The 12,981-nt window shown below is 53.3% G+C and carries 12 protein-coding genes and 1 tRNA gene; 5 read left to right on the top strand and 8 right to left on the bottom strand.

All coding sequences use genetic code 11. The features are described 5' to 3' along the window. Positions 1–8: 8 nt before the first annotated feature. The 3 genes from fadJ to JY391_RS07155 all read right to left on the bottom strand — a co-directional run bounded on the left by fadJ (position 9) and on the right by JY391_RS07155 (position 3,940). The gene (gene fadJ, locus JY391_RS07165) at positions 9–2,168 is read right to left on the bottom strand and encodes a fatty acid oxidation complex subunit alpha FadJ (RefSeq protein WP_211935462.1); all 2,160 of its coding nucleotides are present in this window, start codon (positions 2,166–2,168) and stop codon (positions 9–11) included. Continuing rightward, positions 2,168–3,478: an acetyl-CoA C-acyltransferase FadI gene (gene fadI, locus JY391_RS07160; protein ID WP_060570090.1), complete on the bottom strand. Its 1,311-nt coding sequence runs from the start codon at positions 3,476–3,478 to the stop codon at positions 2,168–2,170. Before fadI ends, fadJ begins: the two co-directional genes overlap by 1 nt. A gap of 177 nt (positions 3,479–3,655) precedes the next feature. Continuing rightward, complete coding sequence (locus JY391_RS07155) at positions 3,656–3,940, bottom strand: YfcZ/YiiS family protein (RefSeq protein WP_042290770.1); 285 nt, start codon at positions 3,938–3,940, stop codon at positions 3,656–3,658. A gap of 365 nt (positions 3,941–4,305) precedes the next feature. Between JY391_RS07155 and fadL the strand changes: the two genes are divergently transcribed. Next, positions 4,306–5,643: a long-chain fatty acid transporter FadL gene (gene fadL / locus JY391_RS07150; RefSeq protein WP_508617248.1), complete on the top strand. Its 1,338-nt coding sequence runs from the start codon at positions 4,306–4,308 to the stop codon at positions 5,641–5,643. 126 nt (positions 5,644–5,769) lie between these two features. Here the strand turns inward: fadL and mlaA are convergent, their stop codons facing one another. Then, positions 5,770–6,525: a phospholipid-binding lipoprotein MlaA gene (gene mlaA, locus JY391_RS07145; RefSeq protein WP_042290774.1), complete on the bottom strand. Its 756-nt coding sequence runs from the start codon at positions 6,523–6,525 to the stop codon at positions 5,770–5,772. 289 nt (positions 6,526–6,814) lie between these two features. Between mlaA and JY391_RS07140 the strand changes: the two genes are divergently transcribed. Next, positions 6,815–7,756 carry a formate/nitrite transporter family protein gene (locus JY391_RS07140; RefSeq protein ID WP_042290775.1) on the top strand — a complete coding sequence of 314 codons (942 nt, stop codon included), beginning with the start codon at positions 6,815–6,817 and terminating at the stop codon, positions 7,754–7,756. Between the two features lie 75 nt (positions 7,757–7,831). After that, positions 7,832–7,903 (top strand) — tRNA-Arg (locus JY391_RS07135). A 188-nt stretch (positions 7,904–8,091) separates the two neighbouring features. Here the strand turns inward: JY391_RS07135 and JY391_RS07130 are convergent. From JY391_RS07130 to JY391_RS07115, 4 genes are all read right to left on the bottom strand, one after another. Beyond that, positions 8,092–8,814 carry an amino acid ABC transporter ATP-binding protein gene (locus tag JY391_RS07130; RefSeq protein ID WP_200034686.1) on the bottom strand — a complete coding sequence of 241 codons (723 nt, stop codon included), beginning with the start codon at positions 8,812–8,814 and terminating at the stop codon, positions 8,092–8,094. Then, positions 8,801–9,565 carry an amino acid ABC transporter permease gene (locus JY391_RS07125; RefSeq protein ID WP_060570089.1) on the bottom strand — a complete coding sequence of 255 codons (765 nt, stop codon included), beginning with the start codon at positions 9,563–9,565 and terminating at the stop codon, positions 8,801–8,803. Before JY391_RS07125 ends, JY391_RS07130 begins: the two co-directional genes overlap by 14 nt. Before the next feature lie 66 nt (positions 9,566–9,631). After that, positions 9,632–10,399 (bottom strand): basic amino acid ABC transporter substrate-binding protein, encoded by a 768-nt coding sequence (locus JY391_RS07120; protein ID WP_042290786.1) that lies wholly within the window; start codon positions 10,397–10,399, stop codon positions 9,632–9,634. Between the two features lie 415 nt (positions 10,400–10,814). Next, positions 10,815–11,057, bottom strand: a complete 243-nt coding sequence (locus JY391_RS07115; RefSeq protein ID WP_060570087.1) for a YfdY family protein — start codon at positions 11,055–11,057, stop codon at positions 10,815–10,817. 421 nt (positions 11,058–11,478) lie between these two features. Between JY391_RS07115 and lpxP the strand changes: the two genes are divergently transcribed. Together lpxP and ypdK are read left to right on the top strand one after the other, a co-directional pair. Beyond that, positions 11,479–12,399 carry a kdo(2)-lipid IV(A) palmitoleoyltransferase gene (gene lpxP, locus JY391_RS07110; RefSeq protein ID WP_042290789.1) on the top strand — a complete coding sequence of 307 codons (921 nt, stop codon included), beginning with the start codon at positions 11,479–11,481 and terminating at the stop codon, positions 12,397–12,399. 367 nt (positions 12,400–12,766) lie between these two features. Continuing rightward, complete coding sequence (gene ypdK / locus JY391_RS07105; RefSeq protein ID WP_010723117.1) at positions 12,767–12,838, top strand: membrane protein YpdK; 72 nt, start codon at positions 12,767–12,769, stop codon at positions 12,836–12,838. Positions 12,839–12,981 lie beyond the last annotated feature (143 nt).

The raw sequence follows: 12,981 nt of genomic DNA, 5'->3' as shown, positions 1-12,981 counted from the left end.
GATTCACCCTACATTTGACCTTTAAAATTCAGGCCAGTTGCATCTGCTTTCCAGAAACTTTCACCCCGCTCCGCCATCTGCAATAACGCATCGCACGGCGTAAATCGTGGACCGTACTGCGAAGCCAGGCGTTGCAATACCGCAACCACTTCACCCGCGCCGAGAGAATCCATATAACGGAACGGACCACCGAGAAACGGCGGAAATCCAATGCCGAATACCGCGCCAATATCACCGTCGCGAGCGCTGCGGATCACCTGTTCATCGAAGCAACGCGCGGCCTCATTGAGCATCAGCATCACGCACCGTTCAGCCATTTGCCGGGCGGAAAGCCTGCTCTGCCCCTGAACGCCAATAAGCGTATAAATCGCAGGGTCGACCTGTTTTTTGCTTTTACGCCCTTTTGCACCATAAAGATAGAAACCGCGACCATTTTTTCTGCCTTTGCGATCGTCGTTCAAAATTGAGGAAACAACATTTGCAGGGGCGCTAAAACGCTCGCCATAAGCGGCTTCCAGAACAGGGATAATTTTCGTGCCGGTATCGATTCCCACTTCATCCAGCAGTTGGACAGGCCCCACCGGAAAACCAAATTTCACCAACGCGCTGTCGATAGCGTCGACCCGCTCCCCCTCAGTCAGCATGCGTATGGCTTCGTTGATATAGGGGGCGAGAATACGGTTTACATAGAATCCGGCCTTGTCGCGCACCACGATAGGTGTTTTACCCTGTTTCTTCGCCAGCTTAACGGTGGTGGCGATGGTCTGCTCAGAGGTGGCGGCATGGGGAATGACCTCGACCAGGGGCATTTTTTCAACCGGGCTGAAAAAATGCAGACCAATCACCTGCCCCGGCCTGGCGGCATGGGCGGCGATGTCGCTAATCGGTAAAGATGAGGTGTTAGAGGCGAAAATGGTATGGGATGCGCAGTTTTGCTCAACTTCCGCCACCATCTGCTGTTTTAGCGCCAGATCTTCAAAGACAGCTTCTATGACCAGGTCACGATGGGAAAATCCGCGATAGTCGGTGGCGCCTGAAATCAACGCCAGCTGTTTGTTCCGTTCGCTGGCTTTGATATGGCGACGACGTACCTTCGTTTCAAGCTGATCCCAACTGTACTTCAGCGCATGATTGATGCCGTGAACATTAATGTCTTTAATGCGAACCGGTAAGCCGCCTTTACAGGCCGTCACGTAGGCAATTCCCCCTCCCATCAGCCCGCCCCCCAGCACGCCAACGCTGTTAAGCGGCCCCGGCGGGGCATCGCTACCGGGATCTTTTTTCACCTCGGTACTGGCAAAGAAGATATTGCGTAACGCCTGCGATTGCGGCGTCATCGCCAGCTCGCCAAAAGCGCGGGCTTCCGCGTCGTAACCGCTGCTGCTGCCCTGCGCCAGGCCAGTTTCGATCACCTGAAGAATACGTTCTGTCGCCGGGTAGTTACTGTGTGTTTTCTGTTCGGTTTTTTTACTGACCATACGGAACAACAGCGCGCGCCCCAGCGGCCCCGCCAGAACGCGTTCGCGCACCGGCAGCGTTCGCGACGTTGACCGATCCTGTTTAGCCCGTTCAACCGCAGCCTCGAGCAGAATCGACAACGGAACCACATCGTCCACCAGCCCCATCTTTAACGCCTGCTTCGCACGCAGTTGTTTGCCGGTGAGGATCATCTCCAGCGCCGTACTGACTCCGACCAGCCGCGGCAAACGCTGTGTGCCGCCGGAACCCGGCAGCAGCCCCAGTTGTACTTCCGGCAGGCCCAATACCGTTTTGCCGTCATCGGTACAGATTCGCTCATGACAGGCCAGCGCCAGTTCCAGTCCGCCGCCCAGACAGGCGCCGTGAATAGCGGCGATGACGGGCACGGGAAGACCGTTGATTTCCGCCATCAGTTGTTGTCCCTGACGCGCCAGCGCCTCCGCTTCCTGCGCGCTTGCGCAGTTGCCAATCATGTTGATGTCCGCGCCAGCAATAAAATTATCCGCTTTCGCGGAAATAAAAACGACGCCGCGCAGTTCCCTGTTTTCGCGAAGCTGTTTCAGGATCGTGCGTACCTGACTCGCAAACTCCGCTTTCAGGGTATTCATCTTTTCACCGGGTACATCTATGGAGATAACCGCCACATTGTCCGGACGCAGATTAAGCGTAAAAGCCGATGTCATTTCCATTATTCTGCCTCCAGAACCATCGCCGCGCCCAGACCGCCTGCCGCACAGGCAGTGACTAAACCGAAGCCGCCTCCCCGACGGCGCAATTCGTGCAGAGTCTGAGTGATCATCCGGGCGCCGGTGGCGGCAAACGGGTGCCCGTAAGCAATCGAACCACCGAGCACGTTGAACTTGCTGTCATCCACCTCACCGGTGGCATGGGCGCGTCCCAACACCTCGCGGGCAAAACGCTCACTGCCCAGCAGTTGCAGATTCGCCAGCGTCTGAGCGGCAAAGGCTTCGTGCATATCAATCAGCGTCAGATCGCTCAGGCTTAAGCCCGCCCGATCCAGCGCCAGCGGCGTTGACCAGGCCGGTCCCAGCAGCATGTCCTGCCAGACATCGATAGCGGTAAAGGCGTAGCTGCGTAAATAGCCGAGCGGAATCAGCCCCAGCTCTTTCGCGCGGGATTCGGTCATCAGGATCACCGCTGCCGCCCCGTCTGTCAGGGGCGTACTGTTGGCGGCGGTCACTGTGCCATGTTTACGGTCAAAGGCCGGACGCAGTCTGGCGTAATCCGCCAGCGTCGAGTTGCCGCGAATATTGTTATCTTCAGACAGCGGCGCCTTGAACGGCGGCGTCCAGGCGGTCATCACTTCATCGGCTAACTTTCCTTCCGCCCACGCCTGCGCCGCGCGCTGATGTGAACGGTGGGCCAGCGCATCCTGCTGCTCACGGGTGATTCCGTAGGTTTTCGCCATCTGTTCCGCCGTATCTCCCATCCGCAGGCCAGTCGAATATTCGGCGACGGCGGGCGGCACGGGCATCAGATCGCGTAAGCGCAGGCGGGAAAAGAGTTTCAGACGTTGCCCCATCGTCCTGGCTTTATTCACATCCACGAGGACTCGCGCCAGTTTTTTACTGACGCCAATGGGCAATACCGACGAGGAATCCGCGCCACCGGCAATCCCCGCGCGGATCGTACCCGCCATCAGGCTTTCCGCTACGTTAGCGACCGCCTGAAAGCTGGTCGCGCAGGCGCGGCTTACGCTGTAAGCGTCGGTATGCACACTCATACCGGTGCCGAGGACAATTTCACGGGCGATATTTGGCGCTTCCGGCATCTGGACAACCTGACCAAAGACCAGTTGCTCTATGACGTCTACGGGGATCTCACTGCGGGCCAGCAGTTCGCCCACCACCATTTTGCCAAGATCGACAGCGGGAATACCATGAAAGGCGGTAGCCTGGCGGGCAAAAGGGGTACGTAACCCGCTCACAATGGCAATGCGATCGCCCTGGCGGGTGACCAGCGGTATAGCCTGACTCATAACACTCCCCTGTAAAAATAAAATAAGTGGTCTGACCTGATCATAGTCTTAACCAATTTTTTACATTTAGCCAAGCAGGGGCGGATGAAAGTGAGAGCTGTGACACAGTGAATAATGACGGGATGAAACGAAAAAGCCCCGACAAAAGGTTGTCGGGGCAGATAAATAATGAAGGGATTAACGCAGACCGAGCTGGAAGATCAGGGTTTCGGCTTCGCAGGCAAAGACAAAATCGATGTCCAGGCGCACGCCGTCAGATTCTTCAGTGAAAGTCGAAGTAATTTGGCAAGGCTCGGACTCCACGTTCCGCGCTTTTTCGGTCAGCGCCGCCAGCGTTTCTTCCGCTTCTGCGCGGTTAGCGAACACACGGCTGTATGACGCGGTGCAATCGGAGTTGTCCATGATGGTACCAACGTCCATACAGCAGCAAACCGGGGTTTCATCAGCACTGCATTTACTCATTGTAGATTTCCTCTGTATTCGCACCCAGGGTGCCAGATAAACGATAGCGATATTTTACGCCTCCGACTTTCGCCTCTCCAGTCGTTAATGGTGGGAAATGCGAGAAGTGACCGAAATCACACTTAAAAATGATCTAAAACAAATTCAACCCAAACGGCTATGTGCGCTCCCCGGCAAAATTGCCAGCTGGATCGCGTTTCTGAGATCACAATTGAAAAAACTTATAAACATACTTGCAACATATCAGCTGGTCAGACCTATACTCACGCCACTGGTCTGATTTCTATGTCGTACCGCAGACCCTACACTTCGCGCTCCTGTTACAGCATGTAACATAGTTTGTATAAAAATAAATCATTGAGGTTATGGTCATGAGCCAGAAAACCCTGTTTGCAAAGTCTGCTCTCGCAGTTGCAGTGGCACTTATATCTACCCAGGCCTGGTCTGCAGGCTTTCAGCTAAACGAATTTTCTTCCTCTGGCCTTGGCCGGGCCTATTCAGGTGAAGGCGCTATCGCGGACGACGTAGGTAACGTTAGCCGTAACCCGGCGCTGATCACCATGTTCGACCGCCCAACCTTCTCGGGCGGCGCAATCTTTGTTGATCCGGACGTGGATATCTCCGGTCGCTCGCGCATTGGTAATGATGCCAGCCAGGATAACATTGCGCCGACGGCGTGGGTGCCAAACCTGCACTTTGTGGCCCCGATTAACGATCAGTTTGGTTGGGGGGCATCTGTCACCTCTAACTACGGCCTGGCGACGGAGTTTAATAACAACTACGCCGCGGGCTCCATGGGCGGAAAAACCGATCTGGAAACGCTCAACCTGAACCTGAGCGGCGCCTATCGTCTGAACAATCATTTCAGCTTCGGCCTCGGGTTTAACGCCGTTTATGCCAAAGCTAAGCTCGAGCGTTATGCCGGCGACTTGCCGCAGCAAATCGTGGCAGGCTCCGGCGGACGTATTCCTCCGGCACTGGCGGCGCAATACCCGGCGGATACCCAGATTGCGCGTCTGAAGGGCGACGAATGGGGCTTCGGCTGGAACGCCGGGATCCTTTATGAAGTCGATAAAGACAACCGTTACGGTTTTACCTACCGTTCAGAAGTCAAAGTTGACTTCGACGGCGATTACCGCAGTAGCCTGCCATCGACTGACCGTATTCCGCCGCAACTGCGTCCGGTCTTTGCCAGCCTGCCTGCTGGAACTAACGGCGGGACGATCGACGGTTCACTTAACCTGAACCTGCCGGAAATGTGGGAAATTTCAGGTTACAACCGCGTCGCGCCACAGTGGGCGGTTCACTACAGCATGGCTTATACCAGTTGGAGTCAGTTCGAAGAGCTGAAGGCGAAAGGCAGCAACGGTCAGACGCTGTTTTATAAAGAAGAGGGCTTTAAAGACTCTTATCGCATCGCGCTGGGTACAACCTATTACTATGACGATACCTGGACGTTCCGTACCGGTATCGCCTTTGATGACAGCCCGGTTCCGGCCAACCGTCGTTCCATTTCTATTCCGGATCAGGACCGCTTCTGGCTGAGCGCTGGCGCTACCTATGCCTTCAATAAAGATGCCTCAGTGGATGTTGGCGTGTCTTACATGCACGGCCAGAAAGTGAAGTTTGAAGAAGGCCCGTACTCTTTCGAATCTGAAGGGAAAGCCTGGCTGTACGGTATGAACCTGAACTACGCATTCTGATCATGGTCAGATGAAAAAAAGGGGGCGCCTTCTGGCGTCCCCTTTTTTATGCATCCAAAAAATCATCGTACCCGCTAACGGCGCGAACGCCAGGCCCGGCCAGACGCTTCGCGGTCCGGTATTCATTTATTCTGAGTCGATCTCTTTTAAATCGTCCTGGATCGCCTGCGCGTTCGGGTTTTCTTGCGGCTTGAGCTTCCCGCCGTTGGCAATGAAGTCGTGACGCTGGAAATAAGCCTCACGCACCAGAATGTACGGATCGGAAGACTGACGCAACAGGCCGTCGGAGTCCAGCAACTGAGCACGCGTTTCAATCCCTTCGAGGGTCCACTTACCGATCGACATCGGCCAGGTCAGCCATGAAAGGACTGGATATAGCGTATCGGCCATATCGCCGCCATCCTCACGCAGCGTCCAACTGCCATAGAACGGTAACTGGACGTAGGGGCCATAGCCTACGCCGTAGTGTCCTAAGGTGCTGCCGAAGCGATGCGGCTCAACGCGCTGCAGTTTCGGGTTCGCCATACCGGCGACGTCAATAAAGCCGCCCATGCCGAGAAGGGTGTTCAGGAAGAAACGGGTGAAATGCACCATCCCCTGATACGGATCGCCCTGCAGAAAATAGTTCACCATGACCGCAGGTTCTTCGAGGTTGCCGGTGAAGTTGCTTAAACCATTACGGGCTGGCTGTGGGACATAATCACGCCAGGCGACAGCCACCGGTCGAACGACATACGGATCCAACACGTTAAAGTTGAAATTGTACATGGTGCGGTTAAACCCTTCTAACGGATCTGAACGCCCCTGTTGTTCTGTACCGGAACTCGCACACCCCACCAGCAGTGTGGTTCCCAGCGCAAGCGCCGACAGGCGAAGCTTCATAAATGTCTCCCTGTTAATTATGGCTATCGCGGATTGCCATCCATGACGGAACGCTAACGTATCCGCCTGTTAAGGTGTGAGCGATTGTAACAGCACGTCAAACGATGTCTATATCACCGCGCCTGTTGAATTGATCATAGCCTGGCTATGCACTCGCGTAGCGCTTCTATTCTAGCCGGAAGCAGAAAAACAAACGTTACCATTTTTGCGATTTCAGAGTTTCTCCCCCAGGTATCCAGCGAAAAGCCGCTACGCTTTATCTGACAGGCGCGCATCCAGGAGGCGAATTATGGATAATCTCGAAGACGATAAGATCGACAAGCATAGCGATGAACTGGAAGTAGAAAGCGAGGAAAAACAGAGCGGGAAAAAGATAGAAGTGGATGAGGACCGACTCCCCTCACGGGCAATGGCCATTCACGAACATATCCGCCAGGATGGAGAGAAAGAGCTGGAGCGTGACGCGATGGCGCTGCTGTGGTCCGCTATCGCGGCCGGACTGTCGATGGGCGCCTCGCTGCTGGCAAAAGGCATCTTCCACGTGCAGCTTGAGGGCGTGCCGGGCAGTTTTTTACTTGAGAATCTCGGTTATACCTTTGGTTTTATCATTGTCATTATGGCTCGCCAGCAGCTGTTTACGGAAAACACCGTGACGGCGGTTCTGCCCGTCATGCAAAATCCCACGGCGGGCAATTTTGGCCTGCTGATGCGTCTGTGGGGCGTGGTGCTGCTGGGTAACGTGCTCGGTACCGGCATTGCCGCCTGGGCGTTTGAGTATATGCCCATTTTTGATGAAGAAACCCGTGACGCGTTTGTCAAAATCGGCATGGACGTAATGAAAAACACGCCGACCGAAATGTTTGCCAACGCGATCATTTCCGGTTGGTTAATCGCGACCATGGTGTGGATGTTTCCGGCAGCCGGCGCGGCGAAAATTGTAGTCATCATCCTGATGACGTGGCTGATTGCCCTGGGCGATACCACCCATATCGTCGTGGGATCGGTGGAGATCCTTTACCTCGTCTTTAACGGCACCCTGCACTGGAGCGACTTCTTGTGGCCGTTTGCCCTGCCGACACTGGCGGGTAATATCTGCGGCGGTACCTTTATTTTCGCCCTGATGAGCCACGCGCAGATCCGTAACGACATGAGCAACAAGCGTAAAGAAGAAGCGCGCCTTCACGCCGAGCGGTTCAAAAAACAGCAGAAAGAGCAGGAAAAACAATCCTGAATGGCGATGGTTTGAGCAGTCAGGCGGCACCGTACTTACTCCGGCGAACAAAAACCGCTATACTCGTGCCGCTTCGTCCCCTTAGTTAAATGGATATAACGAGCCCCTCCTAAGGGCTAGTTGCAGGTTCGATTCCTGCAGGGGACACTTTCTCATTCACTTCCCCCTTCCCTGTTTATGCCCTAATAGTTCTCTCCGCGGCTTGCCGATTCATGGTATGACGGAAATGCGTGCGGGCGCAGCATGGGCAGAAAATCACTGTCCCTGACTCAGCCCGCACGTTGAGTGGTGCGACGACGCAGAGGGCGTTGATGCCGTTCCGCAGGTTTCCGGCCTTACAGCACTTTACTCAGAAATTCGGCGGTGCGGGGATTAGCCGGCGAAGTAAAGAGCGTCTCCGGCGAGCCTTCTTCCTGAATAACGCCGTGGTCGATGAAAATCACCCGATCCGCGACCTCCCGGGCGAAGCCCATTTCATGGGTCACGATGACCATCGTCATCCCTTCATCGGCCAGTTTTTTCATGACCTCCAGCACATCACCGACCAGTTCCGGGTCCAGCGCCGAGGTCGGCTCATCAAAAAGCATAATTGACGGGTTCATCGCCAGCGCGCGGGCAATCGCGACGCGCTGCTGCTGTCCACCGGATAAACGGGACGGCCAGGCATCGCGTTTATCACTCAGTCCGACTTTTTCGAGCAGCATTTCAGCCCGGCCGATCGCCTCTTTACGCGACAGCCCCTGAAGCATTTCTGGCGCCATGATCAGGTTTTCCAGCACCGTCATGTGCGGAAACAGGTTAAAACGCTGGAACACCATTCCGACGCTTTCACGCATTTTGTTGAGATCGGTTTTACGATCGTGTACCGCAAAGCCGTTCACCACCACTTCGCCTTCCGTCACCGATTCCAGCGCGTTCATGCAGCGCAGAAATGTACTTTTGCCTGACCCTGAAGGCCCAATGATGCACACCACCTCTTGCGGCTGAATGTCGCAATCAATGCCGCGCAGCACAGGGTTGTCGCCAAAGTGTTTATGTAAATTTTTAATGTGGATCACTTTTACCGAACCTCTTTTCCAGACGATTAACCAGTTGCGCGAGCAGGAAGGTGAGCACCCAATACACCAGCGAAATGGTCAGATAGGGTTCCCAGTAAGTGGCGTAGGCGCCCGAGACCGTACGCGCCGCATACGCCAGATCGGCAAGCCCGATGGCCGACGCCAGAGAGGAGTCTTTGACAATCGCGATAGCGTTATTGCCCAGTGGCGGAAGAATACGGCGAAAGGCCTGTGGAAGAATCACTTTGCGCATGGTTTTCCACCATGGCATTCCGAGCGCGCGTGAGGCTTCCATTTGTCCAGGGTCAATCGACTGGATCCCCGCACGAAAGATTTCAGAAACGTAAGCGCCTGCGTTCAGCGTAATGGCGACGATACAGGATAAAAACGCGCCATAGCCCGACCGCAGTTCGCGGGCAACGTCCGCGCTCATGATTCCGCTGGTCACCAGTATCCCGTCACGCGGGTTAATGAACAGGGGAACCAGCGCAAAATGGACCACCATGATCTGTACAAACAGGGGCGTGCCGCGAAACGCGCTGACGTAAAAGCGCACCGGAAACTGAACCAGATAGCGCAATGCATACTTCCAGAAGCCATGTTCGGCCTTCGCCATTCGGCCAAGGCCCAGCGTCAGACCCCAGAGCGTGCCGAGACAGACGCAAATGATTGTGCATTTAATTGTCATCCACGCGCCTTCCATAAAGAGCGGCGCATACTCCTGGATGATTTCCCAACGAAATCCCGTCATGGTATTCCCCTGCAAAAAGGCTGACACTCACTGTGTGTCAGCCTAAAAAGAAAGAAAAAGAAAATGTTACTCAGCGGGAAGCGTCGGCACTTCGCTGTCGAACCAGGTTTTGTAGATTTTATCGTAGGTGCCGTCAGCGATAATCTTCTTCAGCCCGGCATTGATTTTTTGTTGCAGCTCGGTATTACCTTTGGCAACCGCAATGCCAAAATACTGGCGTTCGAATTTTGCATCGGGCACCAGCTTGAACTGTTTTTCCGGGTGCTGCTTGATGTAATACTTCACCACGCCAACATCGCCCACCGCCGCGCTTACGCCATCTTCAAACAGCTCCTGTAGCATCAACGGGGTGTTATCAAAGCGTTTAATCGCCGTGCTGTTTTTACCCAGTACACCGGATACCACGATGTCGCCAGTGCTGGAGTTCACCACCCCGACCTTTTCCTCTTTTAGCGATGCCAGAGAGGTCACAGTGGAATCAGCAGGAACAACGATCGACTGCTCGGCCGGGAAGTAAGGATGGGAAAAATCGACCATCTGCTTGCGCTTATCGGTAATGGTGATGCCTGAAATGATAATGTCGCGATCCCCGGAATTTAGCGTGGCGAAAATGCCTTCCCACGGTGTGTTGACCAGTTTGACCTCAAAATTTTCCGCTTTGGCGATGGCTTTAATGATGTCGATATCAAAGCCTTCCAGTTGTTTCTGGCTGTTTTCAAACTCAAACGGGCGATACGTTCCGCCAGCACCCACGACGTATGTCTCTTGCGCTGCCATCGCTGCGCCCGTCAGGGCGATCATCAAACAGCCTGCTTTCATCCACTTACTGAACATCTGACGCTCCTTCATTGTTTTTATGCACATTTATTGCATAAAAATACACACACAACGGTTCTGATGCAAACACTATCTGGGCAGGGTGTTTATCAATGGAGAATGAGGATCAAGGGAGACTAAAAAAGACGGAAAACGGCGCGCCAATATGTGTAGATGACGATAATGAAGAATTTTCCGAGTACTGCTTAAGGTTAATTTAAGCCAACCTGCGACTGGCCTAAAGATTATTATTAGGATAATTGTCATTAAAAAAGCAGATTCTGAAAAAGATAGCCACGGCTATGTTCCATTTACGCGATCAATCTGAAAATGGCATTCGCACTCTCAGATTATTATGCGCATGAATGCGAATGCCGGTGAAATAAAAATAACAATGCCGCATACAAATGAAAGTACATTACCTTCAGATTAATTAACGTTTTCCGTAGCCCACCATAAAACGAATCATCAGGCCGCAGGCGGGAGAAAGGAAAAGAAACAATCCCGTGACCATTTCGTCACCAACGGTCAACCACATCGTCAGATAGTAAATGATAGCGGCGAGCACAACCATCCCGATGAAGGCGCAGACGGCGGAACCCCAGCCTAAAACCTGGCCGACATAGCCGCTAACGCCCAGTATACTTACCGCCAGAAACGCCCAGAAAAAGATCATCGCCGTGCCTCCTTTTGCGTGTAGCCGTAGCGTAAGCCATTACTCTCCTTACACTTTCCATCTTATGCCAAAGCGATAGCCCCGGCAAATATTGCAACTTTTATTTAACAACCGTACGTTATGCGAATATTCCGTATTGTTCTTTTTTAACATCCTTAAAAACAACCAATTATAAACAGCGTAATTATTTTATCCTCACCATAAAAATATTTACGCTTCTTGATTAATTATTTGTAGCTGACGTTGATCGGGTGATGGTACATTATGTGTCCAGCATTCATGCCCCTCGTGGTTTTATCCTGAAGCAGTTTTACACTCTTTACGGGAACCATTGTCGTACATGATGGACTAAGAATTGAGTGTACCGCGTTGGACTCCACATCTTCTGCGATACAACATTTATTATCGGCAGAAGGTCTCTATGTTCCCAACATGCAAATTTTCCCGCGCGTTTTTGCATCCGCGCTACTGGCTCACCTGGTTTGGTCTGGGTGTTCTCTGGTTACTGGTGCAATTGCCTTACCCTGTCCTGCGCGCGCTTGGTACCCGTACCGGTACGCTCGCCCGTCCGTTTCTGAAACGCCGCGAATCCATTGCGCGTAAAAATCTTGAGCTTTGCTTTCCGTCTTATACCGCCGAACAGCGGGAAACGATGATCGTTGAAAATTTCCGCTCGCTCGGTATGGCGCTGCTGGAAACCGGCATGGCCTGGTTCTGGCCCGACCGTCGCGTGCGTAAATGGTTTGACGTTGAAGGCCTGGATAACCTGAAACGCGCCCAGATGCAGAACCGCGGCGTTATGGTTGTGGGCGTGCACTTTATGTCGCTGGAGCTGGGAGGACGCGTCATGGGTCTTTGCCAGCCGATGATGGCGACCTACCGTCCGCATAACAATCCGCTGATGGAGTGGGTGCAAACCCGGGGCCGTATGCGTTCCAACAAAGCGATGATTGGCAGAAACAACCTTCGCGGTATTGTCGGCGCGCTGAAAAAAGGCGAAGCCGTGTGGTTTGCGCCGGATCAGGATTACGGCCCGAAAGGCAGTTCCTTCGCACCTTTCTTCGCCGTGAAGAATGTCGCTACCACGAATGGTACCTATGTGCTGTCACGACTGTCGGGGGCGGCAATGCTCACCGTCACGATGGTGAGAAAGGCCGACAACCACGGTTATCGTCTGTATATCACCCCACAAATGGAAGGCTATCCGACGGATGAAAGCCAGGCGGCAGCCTACATGAACAAAATCATCGAAAAAGAGATCATGCGCGCGCCGGAGCAGTATCTCTGGATCCACCGCCGCTTCAAAACCCGTCCGTTAGGTGAAGCATCCCTCTACGTTTAAAAAGGCCGCAAGGCCTTTTTTATTGCTGCAACCAGAATAACCTTGATTTTATTCCGGTTTTATTGCGTCTCTTCTGCCCTGATATTGGCGTCGCTGAAGTGCAATTTATTACCGGCAGAAATTAAACTGTCGCCGAATCACGACACTTGTAAGTTACTAAAAGTAAATAAGAAAATGCCACTTGTCTCACTCCATTTTTAGGCGTACATTAGCGCCGTCTGGAGCAAAGAAGCACAGAATTCTGAGGCGGTGCCAGAGGTCAGTTCGGGAACATTCCGAGTTTCCGTGTTGCGGGTACCGGCTCTCTATAATCAAATGAGATGAAAATTCATTCAGGCGTATCAGTCACGACGCGGAGAGATGAAACGTGAAATATTTCTTTATGGGCATTTCTTTTATGGTCATCGTTTGGGCCGGTACGTTTGCCCTGATGATCTAAAGACAGCAATGCAGCAAAAAAACAGGAGCCGCCAGGCTCCTGTTTGCTTTTGTCGGCGTTATGTCATTGCTCTATGAGTTTACGGCTAAAGGCCTGCTGATAAACGCAGCGCCATCAGGCAAAATGTCCACCCGCCCGGTACA

The organism is Citrobacter sedlakii, assembly GCF_018128425.1.
Lineage (GTDB): Bacteria > Pseudomonadota > Gammaproteobacteria > Enterobacterales > Enterobacteriaceae > Citrobacter_A > Citrobacter_A sedlakii.
The sequence above is the reverse complement of the archived record's forward strand: the minus strand, read 5'-3'. Positions and strand labels throughout refer to the sequence as shown.

Bases quoted from the DNA above. Each gene is read 5' to 3' on its own strand.
- JY391_RS07125 (WP_060570089.1), bottom strand. From the start codon at position 9,565: ATGACGGGATTTCGTTGGGAAATCATCCAGGAGTATGCGCCGCTCTTT.
- mlaA (WP_042290774.1), bottom strand. From the start codon at position 6,525: ATGAAGCTTCGCCTGTCGGCGCTTGCGCTGGGAACCACACTGCTGGTG.
- JY391_RS07155 (WP_042290770.1), bottom strand. From the start codon at position 3,940: ATGAGTAAATGCAGTGCTGATGAAACCCCGGTTTGCTGCTGTATGGAC.
- JY391_RS07120 (WP_042290786.1), bottom strand. From the start codon at position 10,399: ATGTTCAGTAAGTGGATGAAAGCAGGCTGTTTGATGATCGCCCTGACG.
- fadI (WP_060570090.1), bottom strand. From the start codon at position 3,478: ATGAGTCAGGCTATACCGCTGGTCACCCGCCAGGGCGATCGCATTGCC.
- lpxP (WP_042290789.1), top strand. From the start codon at position 11,479: ATGTTCCCAACATGCAAATTTTCCCGCGCGTTTTTGCATCCGCGCTAC.
- JY391_RS07140 (WP_042290775.1), top strand. From the start codon at position 6,815: ATGGATAATCTCGAAGACGATAAGATCGACAAGCATAGCGATGAACTG.
- JY391_RS07115 (WP_060570087.1), bottom strand. From the start codon at position 11,057: ATGATCTTTTTCTGGGCGTTTCTGGCGGTAAGTATACTGGGCGTTAGC.
- fadL (WP_508617248.1), top strand. From the start codon at position 4,306: ATGGTCATGAGCCAGAAAACCCTGTTTGCAAAGTCTGCTCTCGCAGTT.
- fadJ (WP_211935462.1), bottom strand. From the start codon at position 2,168: ATGGAAATGACATCGGCTTTTACGCTTAATCTGCGTCCGGACAATGTG.